We start from the raw sequence: 17146 nt of genomic DNA on the forward strand, positions 1-17146 counted from the left end.
TCGCCGGCGGTGTCCTAGCACGCCCGCCACGAGACGGCAATCGACGCCCGGTCTCCCCTGGCTGGCGCCCGTCCGCTTGACAGGCCGGACGCCCGCCCGGAACATCTGCACCGCGAGGGGGCGAAGCGCTCGAAACCGCCCCCCGCTCCACCCGCACGAAAGGAGAGCTCGTGGCCGTCGCCTCGCTGGTACTTGGCATCATCGGGCTCCTCCTGGCGCTCGTCCCGTCGTTCTCCGTGACCCAGATCGTGGGCCTGCTGCTCGGAGTCGTGGCCCTCATCCTGGGCGTGGTCGCGCGCAAGGGGGCCACGGAGCAGGGACAACCCACAGGGATGGCCACGGCGGGGATCGTCCTCGGGATCATCGCCGCGGTGCTGAGCGCCCTGATCTTCGCCACCTGCCAGATGTGCATGCGCCGGGTCGGCGACCGCATGGAGGACGTGGGACGCGAGTTCCGCAAGGGGATGCAGGAGGCGGTCGAGAAGGCGCGGAGAGAACAAGAGCGAGAACGACGACGGAACGAGAAGGCCGGCGAGAAGCTGCGACAGGTGCAGGAGCAACGCGCCCCCTGAGGACCCGGCGCGGTCGACAGCATGCATCCCGAGCTCTTTCGATGGAGCATGGGGCCCTGGGAACGGCCGGTACCGACCTTCGCCGTGGCCTTGCTCCTCGGCGCCGGACTCGCCACGCTCCTCTTCGCCGCGCTCGTTCGTCGGGCCGGCGTGAAGTTCTCCGACGCCGTCAGCGTCGCGCTCGTGGCTCTGGGAAGCGGAGTCCTCGGAGCGGCCGCGCTCGACGTCGCGATCAATTTTCGGAGCTACCTCGCCAACCCGGGCTCGCCCGGCCTCGTATGGTACGGCGGGCTGTTTGCCGGGCTCCTCGCGGCATGGCTCTTCGCGATGCGCTTCCGCCTTCCGTGGCGGGAGATCCTGGACGCCGGCACGCCGGCCGTGGCGGTTGGACAGATGTTCGGCCGGCTCGGCTGTCTCGCCGGAGGCTGCTGCTACGGGTCGCCGGCGGAAGCACCCTGGCCGGGGGTACTCTACGGGGATCCCCGCGCGCCGGCCACCGAAAGCTCCCGCGGCGTGATGCCCCTCCACCCGGTGCAGCTCTACGAGGCCGGCGGGCTCCTTCTCCTCGGTCTGCTGACGCTAGCCCTCCACCGGCGGGGGTGGGCCAGACACCGCCTCATCGTCGTCCACCTCGTGGGCTACGCGCTGCTCCGTCTGGGCACCGAACACCTGCGCGGCGATCCCACCCGCGGGCAGCTCCTCGGGCTGTCCACCTCCACGATCCTGGCCCTGCTGATCCTCGCTGCAGCGCCGCTGCTCTGGATCCGGCTTCAGGGCCAGCGCAGCGCCACGCGCGGGCCTAGATCGACGTAGGCCGGGAACTGCCCCAGGTCGGTCACGAACGCGTGGTAGTGGATGGCGGCCCCAACGGCGAGCCAAGGGCGAAACCAATAATCGCCCGAAAGGCCCACCCGAAGCGTCGCGTCGGTGGCCGAGGTGTCGCGAAAGCGTCGCCTCATCACGCCCACGCCGAACTCGACGGCGGGGGAGAAAGAGGCCCAGTCGAGCGCGTAGCTGAGGGTGGCTGCCGCACCGAGGACCTGGTAGGTGCCCCCGGGCTTTCCCTCCGCCGAATCGATGGCGTGGGCGGTCCACTGGCCGGTCACGCCGACCGCGATGGCCTCGGTCACGCCGTAGCGGAGAAAGATCGATCCACCGCCTCCGGCCGGCTCGACGCGACCCTCGAGCACCAGGTACGCGTAGGCCGGAGCGGCCCCCAGCACGATCCTAGCGGCCCGCCCGGGGTCGGCCGCGAGCGCGCGGCTCCCAGAGGCCAGACCCATGATGGTCCCGGCCAGATAGATCCCGCCGACCAGCGGCGGACACCGCACACGGCGGCGAACGAGGGGATGACGCGGCACGCGACCTACGCTACGCCGGCGGAGGACGATGAGGCAACCGCGGCGCCCCGGGGGCGGTCGACGCTGCAGGGCCGCCGTTGACACCGGCGGCGCGGTCTGTTAACAAGCCCCTCGAGATCACGCGGCAATCGCCCACTTTCGTGAGCGGTCCGCACCGCAGAAGGAAAACGGGCCGTGGCCAAGAGCTACACGCGCAACAAGGAACTTAAGCAACCCGACGAGTTCATCTCGCTGAGCCACAGGGCGTGGACCTTCATCAGCGACCATGCCACCCGGGTGCTGGTCATGCTCGGGGTCGCCGTGGTGATCGTCGCCGCGGCGTGGACGTGGTCCTACTTCCGCGAGGCGCAGGCCGAGAAGGCCACGGCGGCCTTCGGACGCGCGCTCGACATCTACTACGCGCCCGTCTCGACAGAACCTGCCAAGGCCGCCAAGGACGACGACGACGACACGCCGCACTTCAGTACGCGCCTGAAGAAGCTCGAAGCCGCCGAGACCGAGTTCTCCAAGGTGGTAGATGGCCACGCGGGGAAGGAGGTCGCCCGAATGGCGCTCCTGCTTCGCGCCGGGGTTCGCTTCGAGCGCGCGCGCTTCGACGAGGCCATCGCCGACTACGACCGCTTCCTGAAGGAATCTACCGACAAGGCGCTGCGCACGTCGGCGCTCGAAGGGCTCATCTACTGCTACGAGGCCCGGAACCTCCTCGACAAGGCCATCGAGACGATCAAGAAGCTTCCCGGCGAAGGCGAGCAGCGCTACCTCGCCCTGTACCACGAGGGCCGCATCCTGGCGCTCAAGGGGCAGGTCAAGGAGGCGGTCGCGCGCTTCAAGCAGATCCAGCAGAAGGGCTCGCCCGCGCTGGCCAGTCGAGCCGGAGAGCGGCTCGCGATGCTCGAGGGGAAGTAGGCCAGCCCCGGTGCTTCGGCCCGCTTCGCGCTCGAACCTCACGGCCCTGGCCCTCGCGGGGCTCCTCGTCAGCGGCTGCGCCGGCGCGTACCGCTTCGACGACTCCTCGCCGGCCGTCAGCCTCCGACCCACGGCCGTGATGTCCCTGCGCTGGCAGAGGCGTCTGGTCCAGCGGCGATTTCTCGACTACCGGCCGCAGGAATGGGCCGCGGCGACGCTCGACGCGCGGGGGACGCTCTACGTCGGATCCAGCGCCCGGCGGTTTCTCGCCATCGAGGCTAGCGGCCGCGTTCGCTGGTCCTTTCCAACCGGCGGAGGCATCTCGTCTCGGCCTCTTTACGTCTCCTCGCGCGACACCGTCTACTTCGGCGCCAACGACGGGAAGCTCTACGCCCTGGATGCGCGCACGGGGCAGCTGAGGTGGAGCTACACCACGCAGGGGACGATCCTGCACCCTCCCGCCGAGGCCGCCGGGCTGCTGCTCTTCACCACCAACGAAGATCGGGTCTATGCGATAGACGCCGCCACCGGCAAGTGGCGCTGGCAGTACGAGCGCGAAGCGCCCGAGGGCTTCACGATCGACGGCCACGCGGGCGTCACGGTGCACGGAGGAATGGCCTACACCGGTTTCTCCGACGGCGTCGTCGCGGCGCTGCGCGTCACGAGCGGCGAGGTCGTCTGGACGCGCAGCCTGGGCGGTGACAACCCCGAGAAACGATTTCTCGACGTGGACGCCACCCCCGTCATCGCCGGCAGGCAGCTCGTGACGGCCACCTACTCGGGGGGAGTCTTCGCGCTCTCCCCGGAGAATGGTTCGGTCCGCTGGCACTTCCCCGTCGAGGGCGCGTCGTCGGTCGCGGCTCGCGGGGGGCGGCTCTTCCTGGCTGCCCCACGCGTCGGCCTCGTCGCGCTCGACCTGAGCGGGCGCCAGCTGTGGCGACAGGCGCTCGCCAAGGGCGTTCCGTCCGCCCCCGTCGTGGCGGGCCCCTACGTCTTCCTCACGGGGACCGAGATGGGCCTTTGCGTCGCGTCGGCCCGCTCGGGCCGCCTGCTACAGGTTTTCGACCCGGGATACGGCATCAGCGCCCCTCCCACGGTAGGGCAGGGGGTCGTGGCGGTCCTCAGCAACGAGGGGGGATTCTACGCGCTCGGGATGCAGTAGAGCGCCGTCAGCCGGCCGTGGCGGCTCGATCGGCAGCCTGGTAGGCTAGGTCCTCGATTCGCCGCACCAGCTCCTTCAGCCGCCGCGCTCCGCCCTGGTCCCGGCAGCGGAACTCCACGCCCATACCCTCGTCGTGCAACGTGTGACGGGTCCAGCTCACGCGCCCTTCGATCGGGATCGTGGTCTCGCTCCCCGGGACGCTGATGTCCAGTATCACCGGGCTGCCCAGCGGCATGAAGTCGGTGGTGCGGATGAACGCGCCTCCCTCGCCGATGTCCTCGAGGAGACTGCTGTACCGAGACCGAGCTTCCTTGAGGCGCCACTCCACCTTGAGCTTCACGGGCAAGCGCCGGTGTCGGCGCTGAACGATGTCCACCACCTCGCCGCGCGCTACCGAGAGCAGGAAGTCGCGCTTGAGCCGCTCCGAGGCCAAGAACTCCACGCCGATCCCCCCCCGCACCTTGCTCCGCTGTCGGCCCGGTCGGCGCCAGGCGACGAACCCGCGAATGAGGACGGTATTGCGGAGTTGCGGGAACCGCACGTCCACCACGACGGAGCTGCCGAGGCCGTAGTTCAGGCGCGTGGCGACGAAGAGCCCGCCGCTCTGGAACTGGGACTGGTAGGAATCTAGAAAGTCCCTTGGATCTCTAAACTTGGCTCTTACAATCATCATCTTCGCCAAGCGCCTCTCTCCCGCGAAGCGGGCGAGCGGATCGGCAATCGGCCGCTACCCCTCTGCGACGCGCCGATCCTGCGGTTGAGTCTACGCTGCCCCGGAGGGGCCACGCAAGGAGCAAACCCGTGGAAGTCGGCCCGTCCACCGCCCGGTGCCGCCCGGCGGCCAGGCTTCGTGCGACCTCCCGGCTGGAGTATCATGTGGCCCATGCGCGTCTGTCCAAGCTGCGCCGCGCCGTGCCTGTCGGGGCATCGATTCTGCCCCTCATGCGGCGCTGACCTGACCAATCTTCCCCAAGAAGATGCGGCCGAGCCCATGCTCGGCGCCACGATCGGGGGGAAGTTCGTGCTTCGAGAGGTCATCGGCTCCGGAGGCATGGGGCGCGTCTATCGCGCCGACCAGCTCGGGGTGGGGCGTTCGGTGGCGGTCAAGATCATGCACCGGCATCTGCTCGGCGACGAGACGGCCCTGGCGCGGTTCACGAACGAAGCGCGCGCCGCCAGCCAGCTCAACCACCCGCACAGCATCGCGGTCCTGGACTTCGGACAGAACGAGGCCGGAATTCTCTATATCGTGATGGAGTACCTGCGCGGCCGCTCGCTCGACCGCGTCCTCCGGCAGGACTACCCGCTCCCCCTCGGGCGCGTGGCCCACACGCTCTGCCAGGCCATGGAGGCGGTGGACGCGGCCCACCACCTGAACATCATCCACCGCGACCTGAAGCCCGAGAACGTCGTCCTCCTCGAGCAGTCCGGCTTCGACTTCGTGAAGGTGCTCGACTTCGGCATCGCGAAGATGCTGGACCTCGAGGATCGGTCCGTTACCACCCCTGGCCTCGTGCCGGGCACGCCCGAATACATGTCCCCCGAACAAGCGCGCGGCGAGAAGCTCGACCCCCGCAGCGACGTCTACGCCCTCGGCGTCATCCTCTACGAGCTCCTCACCGGCACTGTGCCGTTCAAGGGCAAGTCGGCCGTGGCCACCATGATGGCCCACGTCCAGACCCCCCCCGAACCGCCGTCGCGCCGGCGCCCCGAACGGCGCATCCCGCCCGCCCTCGACGCCATCGTCCTCTGGGCGCTGGCCAAGGACCCCGCCGACCGCATCGCGTCGGCGGCCCAGTTCCGAGACGTGTTGTCGGCGTGGGCGCAGATGACCGGCGTGTGGCCCGAAGGGGACCCGCGGGCGAGCTCCCCCGACGTGCTCCTCGAGTTCTTCAGCGAGGAGCAGATCGACCAGCTCAAGGGCGAGCTGGGTCCGCGTTCCGAGGGGGCCACTTCCGAGGCCGCTCCCCGCGTGGCCACGAATCCTCACGCCACCCCCGGAGCCATTCGCCGGCCGGCCCCGCTCCTGGGGCGCACCGAAACGCTCCGAACGCTCGACGAGTTCCTGGGGGGCAGCGGTCCGCGCGCCCTTCGCCTGCAGGCCGAGGCCGGCCTCGGCAAGAGCCGGGTGCTCGACGAGGTCATTCGCCGCGCCGAACGCCGCGGCATGAGCGTCGTGCGGTGCCGGCCGGATCCGGGGTGGACGCCTCGCCCCCTGAGGCCGGCGCAGGAAACGATTGCCGCCTGCCTCGACCTGCCGCCGGAACAGTCGGTCGACCCCGAGCTCCTGCGCAAGGCGACGGAGGCTGCGGAGGTGGACCGCACGGAGCTTCCCGGACTCCACGATATCTTCGGACTGCCGAGTCCGCTCAGCGAGCTCGACGCCGACACGCGCCGACGCGAGCGGTCCGCGGCCTTCCGCGAGACGATTCGCCGTCGCGCCTCCCGGCGGCCACTCCTGCTCGTCTACGACGACCTGCAGCGCTTCGACGAGCCGTCACGCGAGCTCGTGGCGTCTTTGGCCGCTTCACCGCGAGGGGATGTGGCGCTTCTGATAAGCCATACCCCGGACGCGATGCAGCTCTGGCCCCAGGAGGTGCGCCTGCTCGAACTACCTCCGCTCGACATACCAACGTCGGCCGACCTGCTCCACGCCCTCCTCGGGGCCGAGGCTCCCACCGACGGACTCGAGGCGCTCTGTGCGATCGCCGCAGGACAGCCACTCTTTCTCGAGCAGCTGGCGTTCGCGCGCGCCCGCGACAGCCTGGCGGACCCACCGGAGAAGGTGGCCGACCTCGTCGCCGTGCGGCTCCAGCGCGTCGAGCAGCGAGATCGACGCGTCCTCCAGAACATGGCCGTGCTCGCCGAACCGGCCGACGCCGAGCGGCTCACGCGACTCATGTCCGAAGACGTCGGCGCCGGACTCCTCGACCGTCTCGTGGATCTCGGCTTCCTCACCCGTAACCGCCGCCAGCACTACACCTTCGTGCACCCCCTGGTGGGGATGGTGGTCTACTCGTCCATCCCGGCCGAGGTCCGGCGCGAGATCCACGGACGAGCCGCTCGCCTCCTGCGCGAAGAGGGACGCCCCGACGTCGCCGTCGCCACCCACGCCTACGAGTCAGACGACAGCCCCGTGGCGATCCGCGAGCTCGAGCGAGTCGGGCTGCTCTCGGCTCGCTGGCTCGACCATCCGGGGGCCATACGGCAGTACAGCCGCGCCGTCGAGCTCATCCGACGGGAGTGGGGCCGCGGCCGGATGTCTCCGACCGACCTGGATCACCTCGCCGTGCAGCTCGCGCAACGGCTCTCCACGGCATTGCGGGCCAACGGCGACCTGGTCGCCGCCGAAGGAGTGCTGGAAGAGATCCTCTCGGTCGCCGCGGGCCACGAAAAGGCCCGCGCCTCGCTGCGCCTCGAGCTGGGCCGCATCGATCTGGAACGTGGCAACGTGAAGCGCGCCGGGCGACGCCTCGAGCTCGCCCTGGTCGATGCCCGCGCCGCCGGGGACGAGGGGCTGATGGGGGAGGTGACGCGAGAGCTGGCGCGAGCCGTCGGGTTGGGCGGAGATCGCGAGCGCGCGGGACGCATGCTCCTGCAGGCGCTCGAGCTCACGGGACGCATCGCTCACCCGCGCGAGCCCGCCTGGTCCACTTTGCTGTCCGTCGCCGTCGTCTGCAGCCAGGTCGGTTTCGCCGGACGCGCGCTCGGGTACCTCCTCGACGCGCTGCAGCTGGCCGAGCGCGATCGCTCCGCGTCGGCGAAGCTGCGCATCGTGGTGCAGATGGCCGAGGTCCACCTGAGCTGCGGCGAGTGGACCGAGGCGCAGATGCGCGCTACGCAGGCCATCGAGCTCGCGAAACAGGTCGGGGACCGCGCGCGCCACGCCGCACTCCTCCTGCATCTGGGGCGCATCCACCGCATAGGCGGGGACGTGGAGGAGGCCCGCCGAAAGCTCGACGAAGCGGTGGAGGTGGCCCGCAGCATCGACTGGTGGGAGGGCATTCGCCGCGTCGAACAGGAGACCGAGATGCTCCGCTACGCCCTGCCACAGGTCCTGTGAGGCTCCATGTCCCGCCGCTGGCAGCGCCTCTCACGTCACGAAGTGCTCACGACGCCCATCTTCAGCATCCACGAGCAGCTCTGCCGTTCGCCGCGCACGGGCCTCGACCACCCCTTCTTCCTGCTCGAAACCGCCGATTGGGTGAACGTCATCCCCATCACGGACGACGAGCAGGTCGTCATGGTGCGCCAGTACCGGCATGGACGCGACGAGACGACGCTCGAGATCCCGGGGGGCATGATCGATCCGGAGGACGCCGACCCAGCGCATGCGGCCCGGCGGGAGCTCCTCGAGGAGACGGGTTTCCGCGCCGGCGAGCTGCGTTGCCTCGGGGCGATCGCCCCCAACCCCGCCGTGCAGACGAACCTCTGTCACACCTTCGTCGCCACGGGCCTCCAGTCCGTCGCAGAGCTGTCCATGGACGTGACGGAAGACCTCGACGTGCTCACCTTGCCGCTCGCGGAGGTGCCGTCGCGCATCGCTAGCGGCGAGATCTCGCACGCGCTGGTAGTCGTCGCCTTCTGCTTCTACCTCGGCCTCGGCCGCCCCGTCTCTCCTCGGTAGCTGCGCCCAGGTCGGCTTTCCTTTGCCCCGCGCGTGTGCCATGCTCGGCGCCGTCGATTCGCCCATCGACGACAACGACATCCCGAGGAGGTGAACGTGATGCGACGGCGCTTGGTGACGCCTCGGTGGATTCTCCGCGCAGCCCCGATCCTGGCCCTCGGAATCCTCGCGAGTGTAGGTGGCTGCGCCGGCTGTCGGAGCAAGGCGCCCCTCGGCTACGTTCCAGCGGATTCGCTCGCCGTCGTCGTGGTGCCATCGCTCCAGGACAGCCTCAAGCACCTCTCCCTCCTGCGCCAGAAGCTCGAGAAGGGTGTGCTCTCCGGGGCGCTCCTCGCCGGACCGGCCGCGGCGGTGCAGCGCGAGCTCGGCTTCGACCCCCAGCAGCCGGAGACGCTTCGCAAGAAGGGGATCAACCCGGAGCAGGGTTTGGCCGTCGCCGTGGGGAAAGAGGGGCACGTCACGGTCATCCTCGGCGCATCCGATTCGGCACTCCTCGACAAGTACTTGCGGGAGCAGGTGAACCGGATCCTGCGGGGGGCGGCCGTCTACACCGAGAAGGAGCTCGCCGGCCAGAAGATGGTTCTCGCGGCGCCGCAGGGGGTTCAAGAGCCGCTCGGGGGCTGGACCTTCGTCAAGGGCCACGTCGTGATCGCAGCCGGCAAGAAGGGCAGGGTGGCCGAGCACCTGGCCGCCATCACCAAGCTCGAGGCGTCCATCAAAGACAACCCGAGCTTCGTCGAGCTGAGCGGCAAGGTCGGGCGGCACGACCTGCTCCTCTACGTGGACGGGAACGCCGCTCGGCAGCAACATGCGAGCCACGCCACCGACGCGCTCAAGAACTCGTCCGAATGGATGCACAAGTATCTCAAGGAGCAGCACGACGCGGAGCGCACGCTGCTGGGATACCTGCGGGGCCTCGCGGTCGGTTTTTCGGCCTCGGCAGAAGGGGCCGCCGTACGGGCGTTCTACGCAGCTCCCGGGGATCGCGCGAAGCTGATGCGCGAGATCTTCACCGGCAAGGGAAGCGCGCCCCCCCTCGCGAAGTACCTGGCGGGCGACGCGCTCCTCGTAGGACGCCTCTCCCTGAACGTGAAGAAGCTCGTGGAGCGGGCGCTGGAGATCGCCCCCGCACGGAACAAGCGCCGCGTCTACGAAACCATGGAGCACCTGGAGCGAGACAACCAGCTCAGCGTGGACCGTGACGTCTACGGCGTCCTCGGGGGGCGCTATGCGGGGGGCCTCTTCCCGCCGGCCCCGGGTGCGCTACGAAGCCCCCCCCGGAGCTTCTCCGACCTCGTCGGTTCCGTGCCGGTCGTGCTGATGGCGCAGATCGACGACCAGCAGAAGGCCTCCGAGCTCTTGACCCGCGTCGAGCGCTTCCTCGTCATGCGGCACCAGGAGGTCCGGATACGCTCCGTCGGTGACACGAAGGTCTACACCCTCGAGCGCGACGGCCAGCCCTTGCTGAGCTGGGCGCTCGCGAAAGGGGTGCTCGTGGCTGCCACCGCGGGCCGCCTGGACGCGACCCTGCAACTGATCGCCAAGGGCGGAGACAGCGTCCTCGACCAGGTCCAGAGCCCCCGGGCGAAGAAGCTCCTCAAATCCGACGACGGCGCGGTGCTGAACTACAACCCGCTCAAGACCGTCGAGGCCATCGGCAAGCTCGACATCCCGCCCGAGCTGAAGCTCATGCTCAGCTCGGCCCTGAGCAGCCTCGGCCGCTTCAAGGACGTCACGGTGGCCGTGGAGGCAGAAGAGGGCGGAATCGCCGCCGACCTCTCCGTGACGCTGAACTGACGGGGTGGTCCGGGGCGTAGCCGGTCGGCGGGGTCTTACCCTATGCCGTACTTCTTGAGCTTGAGGTAGAGGGTCGAGGGGGCGATCCCGAGCGCCCTGGCCGCCGCGCTGCGGTTGCCGCCGCAGTGGGCGAGAGTCTGCGCGATCGCCGCTCGCTCGATGCTCTCGAGGGTCTTCCCCGCGAGAGACATCCCCGCGCTCCGCTGGGAAGAGATGTCACGATCGTGCGCGAAGATGAGGTCCTTCGCGTGCAAGACCGGATCGTTGCACATCGCCCTGGCCGTCTCGATTACGTTCCGGAGCTCGCGCACGTTGCCCGGCCAATCGTAGTTCTGTAGCACCGTGACGGCGTCGGCCGCGGCGCTCATGCGAGGTTCCGCCGCCCGCAGAAACGAGTCGACCAGTAGCTCGATGTCCTCACGCCGGTCGCGCAGCGGCGGCAGCGCGAGGACCACCACGGAGATGCGGAAGAAGAGGTCGTCGCGGAAGCGAGACTTCTTCACCTCGTCTACCAAGGACCGGTTCGTGGCGCACACCACGCGGACGTCGACCGGGATGCGCTTCGACCCGCCGACGCGCTGCACCTCGCGCTGCTCGAGCGCACGCAAGAGCTTCGGCTGAAGCTCGAGCGCCAGCTCGCCGATCTCGTCGAGGAAGAGCGTCCCCCCGTCGGCCCGCTCGAAGGCTCCCTGTCGCTGCTCGGTGGCTCCGGTGAACGCCCCCTTTTCGTGGCCAAAGAGCTCGCTCTCGATCAGGTTCGACGCCACGGCGCCCGCATCGAAGACCACGAACGGGCCTTCGCGTCTCGGACTCGCCTCGTGGATCGCTCTCGCGACGAGGTCTTTGCCCGTCCCCGTCTCACCCTGGATCGTCACCGTGAGATCCGTGGCCGCCACCTTCTCGAGGACGCCGAAGATCTCGCGCATCCCCTCACTGCGACCGACCAGCTTGCCGAAGCGGACCTCTTTCGACGGGTCGACCCGGATCTCTTCCTTCCCCGGGATGAAACGCAGAGTGGAGCGACCGAGCTGGACCACCACGTCGTCCTGCAAGACCGCCTCGCGGACCCGCAGACCGCCCACAACCGTGCCATTCGTGCTGCCGAGGTCGCGCAGCAGGAAGCCATCGTTCGTGTGGCGCAGCTCGCAGTGGAACCGGGACACCGAGGGATCGAAGATCGTCACGTCGTTGTTGGGTGCCGACCCGACGCGTACATGTGGAAGGTCGATCGTCCGCTCGAAACGCGTGCCGTCCGACTGCGTCACCACGAGGCGCCCCACGCGGTAGCGCAGCGCGGGGCGTCCCTCCGCCATCAAGGGTACGGTTGGCTCGTCGAGGCCGTCGGATTCCGGCCGATGCTCGTAATCGTGTGTGTCAGGCACGGTGATCACCGTCGTCGTGGGTAAGGGGCAAAGGGCATCCTATGCAAAGCCACCCGGGGCGTCAAACCCATTCAGAACAGACACGCTTTCGCCCTTCGCGCGGCGAGCAGCCGGTCGTTCGCCGCTTGCCGGGAGTCGCCACCGCGCTCCACTTCCGCCCAGACCTCCGGGTGGCGCGCAGCCAGGTCGTAGAAGTCGCCCGCCCCGAGCTTCAGGAGGTCCGTCACGCATCGCGTGCGAACGGAGGCACCGGCCTCGCGTCCGGTGATCAGGGACATCTCACCGAAGTAGTCTCCCTCTCGAAGCACCCCGAGCTCGTGCACCTGGCCGTCGTCGCCGCGGCAGGTGACGGCCAGCTCGCCGAGCAACACGACATAAAACGCGCCGACGGGCTGCCCCTCCGCCACCACGGTCGCGTCCGGAGGAAACCGCTCGCCGCAGAAGAGCCCCACCACCTCGTCGCGCTCCTCAGGGCACACCGCGCGGAAGAGGGAAGAGGTGTTCATGACCATCTGCAGCACTCGCTCCTCGTAGAGGGCCTCGACCGTCTCGCCCACCGCGGGGTGAGCTCGGACCAGCTCCGCCAGCACGGGGCGGGTCAACTCGAGCAACTCGGCCTCCTCCACGCAGGTCACCGTCGCGTGCCGACGCTGGTCCGTCAGCACTCCGAACTCCCCGAAGATGGCACCCGGCGCGAGCCGTCCCAGCTCGACCGTCGATCCGTCCGCGTCCTGTTTCGTGACCCTTAGCGCCCCCGTGGCCACCAGGAAGAGCGAATCCCCCGGCGTCCCCTCGACGAGGACCAGGGATCCCTCCGCGTAGACGCGGCGCTCCAGCCGCCCGAGGAGCGCGAGGAACGCCTCCTCGCCGAGCCCCGAGAAGATCGGAAACGCGGGGATCCCATCGGCTGCGGGGTCGCCCTCCGCCGGGACGAAGGCCTCGCTCGGTAGCCCGGCGGCCGCCGGAGGCACTGCCCCGGCGCTCGTGCCCCCGCAGCGTGCGGCGCCCTCAGAGGGCGAAGGCGAAGGATCCGGACGGCACGCCGACTCGACCGCCCCGCGGACTTCACGCTGGATCGACGAGTAGGCGCGCGTCCCGCCGCGCTGCTCTCCGTAGGCCAGCTCCGCGTCCATGCGGAGCAGCCGCGACGCCTGAGCCCCTGGCATCGGCGCCGTCTCCTTCCACCGTCTTTGGGGCGGCCCCATTGCTGAGGAAGGCTCCACGCAATCCACGCGCATCGTCGGGCGATCCCGCTCGGCGGGATCCTGCTCCGCAGGGCTCACGGGGGCGACGGTCACAGCCCCTCCCGGCGCCGGCGTCACGAGCCACGATTGGCTCGACATCTCGTGGTGCGTCCCGACGACCCTGGCCGCGGGCATCGCGGGGGAGGGGGAGGAGAGCGGCGCCGCGCCGTCGTCGAGCTCCAGCTGGGCCGTCTTGGCGGCGTCCCCGACGTAGGCGGGGCCGGCATCAGGTCGCAGCGTCGGGGCCGCGGCGACCCATCGCCCGCTCAACCGCGCCACGGGGACCGCACGCTTGACCTCGCGTGCCCGTTTGCTCCCGTAGAGCCGCGCGAGCATCTGCTGGGTATCCTGGTGTTCCGGACGCAGGTCCAGGATCAGCTTGCAGAGCATGATCGCCTGAACGAGGTTGCCCGCCGCGGCCTGCGCCCACGCCACCTCGCGGTACGCCTTGACGGCTTCGTCGACGCGGCCGAGCAGCCGCAAGACCTCCGCCCGCTTCAGCCGTGTCTGCAGATCGCCCGGGTGGTCGCGCAGCTGGCCCGAGAAGAGGACGAGCAATTCCTCGAGCCGCGCCACCTCGGGGCGTTCACCCGCTGCGTACCCCATGGGCGCTCATTATACATGCGCGAACGGAGCTACAGGATCTGCGCGATCCCTGCGGCAACGAGCAACGCGCCGCCGATGGCCGCGAGCGCCGCACCGACCGACGGCCGCAGCCAGGACGCGCGGTGCCTGGGCCTGGGGCGGAACGGGCCGGACAGAGCGCCTCGGAGCTGCGGGCCACCGGAGCTGCCGGGCACCACGAGCTCGGGCATCGTCAGCCGAAAATCGTCCTCCCCAACGACCAACCGCGTCCGCGACAGGAGAAGTTCGCCGTGCTTCGCGTGCATGAAGCGACTATGCGGCCCGGCGGATCAGGGGTCAAAAAAACGCACCTCAAGTCCGCGCTGGTCCGAACCCAAGGGCGGCAGGGCAAGACCGCCGCGCCCCAAGGTGGCGCAACCCGGAACCGCAACCGGGCCACGGGGCTAAGGAAACGCGGCAGGCAGGAGAGATTCGGCACCCGGACGTTAGTTCACATAATGCATCTTATCGGACCTTCGATCTGACCCAAACGGGTCCCTCGGCGGCCGCCAGAGCTTCTCGATCCCGCATCGGTCGTTGCCACCCCGAGTGCCCGCTTCGCCGCATGTCTCCACCGCGCTAGATACTAGAACTATCGCTCCACTACGCGCCGCCGCCGAGCGTCGCCGTGCCCCGCTTGACCTCGTGGTCGCCGCCGGGGTATTCAGCGGACGCAAGCGAGCTGTGTCTGCCCCCGTAGCTCAGCCGGATAGAGCGACGGTTTCCTAAACCGTAGGTCACCTGTTCGAGTCAGGTCGGGGGTACTTCTTGGACGCGAGGTTGCGCGGCGCTCCCGGGCCCGGCGCATGGACCTTCCCGGCCGCGCTGATCGCCTCGGTAACGGTCCTCCGGGTCTGGGAGTCCGGCCTGGCCGGGCTCGGGGATGCCGAGGCCTACTATTTCTCCTGGTCCGAGGTCGCGGCCCCGAGCTACCTCGACCACGGTCCGGTCGTGGCGTACCTCATTCGTCTCGGCACGACCGTGGGCGGGAACTCCCCGCTTGGCGTACGCTGGCCCTTCATCCTCCTCTCCGCCATCACCCTCTGGCGCCTCGCCGTGCTCGCGCGGCGGCTGGGCGGCGGTGCGGAGAGCGCGTGCTGGGCGGTGGCGTTGCTCTTTGCGGTACCCGCCTACGGCGTGGCCGGCGCGGCCGCTACGCCCGACGGACCCCTTCTCCTCTTCACCCTGCTCTTTCTAGAATGCACGTTCTACGTGCACCGGCGCCGCGAGGGTCCGGCGCTGTGGGTCGCGGGCCTGCTGCTCGGACTCGCCTTCTCCTGCAAGTACTTCGGTCTCCTGCTCGCCCTTCCGCTCTGGCTCGCAACGCGGGAGCTTACGGGCCGCCGTAGGCTCCTGCACACCACCCTCGCGGGACTGTTTGCGCTCCTTGCGGCTGCCCCCGTGCTGATCTGGAACGCGGCGAACGGCTGGCCCTCGCTCCGCTACCACCTGGGGCTCCGTCACACGCAGCCGATCGGCCCGAGCCCCGAGAATCTGGCCAAACTCGTGGGAGGCCAGCTGGCCTATCTATCCCCCCTTGTGCTCGCAGTGCTCGCGGCCACCGCCATCTGGCTCTGGCGTCGGCGGCGCGAGCCCTCCCTCCGCCCACTCGCCGCCGTCGCCGCGCCACTGAGCCTGGTCGGGCTCCTCCTCATCGGCCTGGTGCCGAACGCCGAACCGCACTGGCCTGCCCCGGGCTATCTCCCGCTCCTCGGCGCTGCCGGCACCCTGCTGCCCGGCTGGCTCCGCGCTCGTCCCCGCCTCCGCCCCTGGGTCTGCGGCGGCCTCGCTCTGTCCATGCTCCTCGGCGTGCTCCTGCACCTCCATCTGCTCACGGACCTCGGCGTGCGGGCGATGCCTGCCTCCTACCGGCCCCGCTACGACCTGAGCAACGAGCTGCATGGGTGGCCGCACCTCTCGGAGCGGGTCGCCCGGCAGGTTGCCCTGCACGCCCCGTCGAGCGCGCGACTCGCGCAAGTTGCCGGCTGCCATTACACCGTGTGCGCGCAGCTCCGCTTCTGGAGCCGGGGGCGGTACTCCGTCGTCTGCCCGTCTCCGCGACTGGATGCCTTCGATTTCTTTCCCGGGGGTGACGGCTCGAGTCTCCGGGGCGTAGACCTGCTCTACCTCCGTGACGAGCGCTTCCCCTATGAGGCCAGCGAGCTCTACCGCTGCAAGCGCACGAAGCTCCTCGAGGTGCTTCCCGTCGTGCGCGGGGGACGCACGGTGCGCCGCTTCGAGCTCCAGCTGTGCCAGGACTTCGAGGGGCTCCGGGCGACGGTGTGGCCACCGAGGCCGTAGCGCTCCTCCTCCGTCGATCGCGGAGGTTAGCGAACGTTCATTCTAGATCGAGAGCACTGCATGGCAGGAGTAGGGGACGATCTTCGCTCTGCCGCCCAGGGCCAGAAGCTCGATGAGAAACCCGAACTCCGCGACCTCTCCGCCCTGGCGCTCGACGAGCCGGGCCGCCGCGAGAGCGGTGCCACCGGTCGCGAGCAGGTCGTCCAGAATCACGACTCTGGCCCCCTTCGGGATCTCGTCCCGGTGCACCTGCAGCGTGCTGTGCCCGTATTCGAGGGCGTAGGTCTCTTCGATGGTCGCCCGCGGCAGTTTTCCCGCCTTGCGCACGAGCTGGAGCGGCACTCCCAGCTCGAGGGCCAGCGGGCCACCGAAGAGAAACCCGCGGGACTCGATCGCCACGAAGAGATCCGGGCGCACCACGGAATACCTCTCCGCGAAGAGGTCAATCGTCGCGCGGTAGGCCGCCGGGGAGGTCATCACCGGGGTGATGTCCTTGAACAGGATCCCCGGCTTGGGAAAGTCGGGCACGTCCGCGATGCGGCTTCGGACGAGCTCCAGTCGTTCATCCATCGTTCGCTCCTTCCTTCCTCGCGACTCACGGCGGCGCGCGCAAGTCGATCAATGGGTCCCGAGGCGTCTCTCCCTCGCGAACCTCGAAATGCAGATGGAACCCGTCGCTGCGACCGCTTCGTCCTACCTCGGCGATCGGTTGTCCCTGGGTCACGGCATCCCCCTCCTTGACCAGGTTCCGTCGATTGTGCGCGTAGACGGTGACCACCCCGTTCGCGTGTCGCACGAGGACCAGGTGGCCGTAGCCGCGCACCCCGCTCCCCGCGTAGACCACTGTGCCTGCCGCGGCCGCGACGACGGGGCTCCCCTCCGGCGCACGGATGTCGATGCCTTCGTGGGGACGCCCGGCCCGGGGTCCGAAAGGCGAGCTCAGCCGGCCGGAGGGGACGGGCCACACGAGGCGTATCGGCAACCGGTTGCGAGGCGGAGGCGCCTGACCGACGCTCACGCGCGAACGCCGATCGTCCGGCCGCCGGCCGGGAATGAACAGCGGGCGCCCGACCGGCCAGGGGTCGCGGGGGTCGAGTGCGTTCAGCTCGACGAGGTCGGCGAGCGGAACGTGAAAGCGGCGCGAGAGGAGCTCGAGGTTCTCCCCTGCTG

15 protein-coding genes and 1 tRNA gene are annotated in these 17146 nt (G+C 69.5%); 9 read left to right on the forward strand and 7 right to left on the reverse strand.

The features are described from left to right. The first annotated feature begins 170 nt into the window (after positions 1 to 170). Both IT371_32000 and IT371_32005 read left to right on the forward strand, forming a co-directional pair. Positions 171 to 572 (forward strand): DUF4190 domain-containing protein, encoded by a 402-nt coding sequence (locus IT371_32000; GenBank protein ID MCC6752315.1) that lies wholly within the window; start codon positions 171 to 173, stop codon positions 570 to 572. A gap of 48 nt (positions 573 to 620) precedes the next feature. Continuing rightward, positions 621 to 1385, forward strand: coding sequence for a prolipoprotein diacylglyceryl transferase (locus IT371_32005; GenBank protein MCC6752316.1), 765 nt, complete (start codon positions 621 to 623; stop codon positions 1383 to 1385). Here the strand turns inward: IT371_32005 and IT371_32010 are convergent. After that, the gene (locus IT371_32010; GenBank protein ID MCC6752317.1) at positions 1343 to 1933 is read right to left on the reverse strand and encodes a hypothetical protein; all 591 of its coding nucleotides are present in this window, start codon (positions 1931 to 1933) and stop codon (positions 1343 to 1345) included. The two genes, IT371_32005 and IT371_32010, sit on opposite strands and share 43 nt — an antisense overlap. Before the next feature lie 174 nt (positions 1934 to 2107). Between IT371_32010 and IT371_32015 the strand changes: the two genes are divergently transcribed. Continuing rightward, the gene (locus IT371_32015) at positions 2108 to 2839 is read left to right on the forward strand and encodes a tetratricopeptide repeat protein (GenBank protein MCC6752318.1); all 732 of its coding nucleotides are present in this window, start codon (positions 2108 to 2110) and stop codon (positions 2837 to 2839) included. Between the two features lie 10 nt (positions 2840 to 2849). Further along, positions 2850 to 4001, forward strand: coding sequence for a PQQ-binding-like beta-propeller repeat protein (locus tag IT371_32020; protein ID MCC6752319.1), 1152 nt, complete (start codon positions 2850 to 2852; stop codon positions 3999 to 4001). Between the two features lie 7 nt (positions 4002 to 4008). Here the strand turns inward: IT371_32020 and IT371_32025 are convergent, their stop codons facing one another. Continuing rightward, a complete protein-coding gene (locus tag IT371_32025; protein MCC6752320.1) occupies positions 4009 to 4674 on the reverse strand; it encodes a PilZ domain-containing protein in 666 nt (221 codons plus the stop codon). Between the two features lie 318 nt (positions 4675 to 4992). Between IT371_32025 and IT371_32030 the strand changes: the two genes are divergently transcribed. The 3 genes from IT371_32030 to IT371_32040 all read left to right on the forward strand — a co-directional run bounded on the left by IT371_32030 (position 4993) and on the right by IT371_32040 (position 10425). Further along, the gene (locus IT371_32030; protein ID MCC6752321.1) at positions 4993 to 8064 is read left to right on the forward strand and encodes a protein kinase; all 3072 of its coding nucleotides are present in this window, start codon (positions 4993 to 4995) and stop codon (positions 8062 to 8064) included. 6 nt (positions 8065 to 8070) lie between these two features. Further along, positions 8071 to 8628 carry an NUDIX hydrolase gene (locus tag IT371_32035; protein MCC6752322.1) on the forward strand — a complete coding sequence of 186 codons (558 nt, stop codon included), beginning with the start codon at positions 8071 to 8073 and terminating at the stop codon, positions 8626 to 8628. A 99-nt stretch (positions 8629 to 8727) separates the two neighbouring features. After that, positions 8728 to 10425, forward strand: coding sequence for a hypothetical protein (locus tag IT371_32040; protein MCC6752323.1), 1698 nt, complete (start codon positions 8728 to 8730; stop codon positions 10423 to 10425). A 35-nt stretch (positions 10426 to 10460) separates the two neighbouring features. Here IT371_32040 and IT371_32045 read toward each other — a convergent pair whose 3' ends face one another. The 3 genes from IT371_32045 to IT371_32055 form a co-directional block, all read right to left on the reverse strand. Then, positions 10461 to 11738, reverse strand: coding sequence for a sigma 54-interacting transcriptional regulator (locus tag IT371_32045; GenBank protein ID MCC6752324.1), 1278 nt, complete (start codon positions 11736 to 11738; stop codon positions 10461 to 10463). Between the two features lie 140 nt (positions 11739 to 11878). Next, entirely contained in the window at positions 11879 to 13657 is a 1779-nt protein-coding gene (locus tag IT371_32050) for a cyclic nucleotide-binding domain-containing protein (GenBank protein MCC6752325.1), read from the reverse strand. 29 nt (positions 13658 to 13686) lie between these two features. After that, positions 13687 to 13866: a hypothetical protein gene (locus IT371_32055; GenBank protein ID MCC6752326.1), complete on the reverse strand. Its 180-nt coding sequence runs from the start codon at positions 13864 to 13866 to the stop codon at positions 13687 to 13689. Positions 13867 to 14365: 499 nt separating this feature from the next. Here IT371_32055 and IT371_32060 point away from each other — a divergent pair. Then, positions 14366 to 14439: transfer RNA gene (locus tag IT371_32060), tRNA-Arg, on the forward strand. A gap of 16 nt (positions 14440 to 14455) precedes the next feature. After that, positions 14456 to 15976: a glycosyltransferase family 39 protein gene (locus IT371_32065; GenBank protein ID MCC6752327.1), complete on the forward strand. Its 1521-nt coding sequence runs from the start codon at positions 14456 to 14458 to the stop codon at positions 15974 to 15976. Between the two features lie 42 nt (positions 15977 to 16018). Here the strand turns inward: IT371_32065 and IT371_32070 are convergent, their stop codons facing one another. Continuing rightward, the gene (locus tag IT371_32070; GenBank protein MCC6752328.1) at positions 16019 to 16546 is read right to left on the reverse strand and encodes an adenine phosphoribosyltransferase; all 528 of its coding nucleotides are present in this window, start codon (positions 16544 to 16546) and stop codon (positions 16019 to 16021) included. Positions 16547 to 16571: 25 nt separating this feature from the next. Next, a complete protein-coding gene (locus IT371_32075; GenBank protein ID MCC6752329.1) occupies positions 16572 to 17081 on the reverse strand; it encodes a M23 family metallopeptidase in 510 nt (169 codons plus the stop codon). Positions 17082 to 17146 lie beyond the last annotated feature (65 nt).

The organism is Deltaproteobacteria bacterium, assembly GCA_020848905.1.
Lineage (GTDB): Bacteria > Myxococcota_A > Polyangia.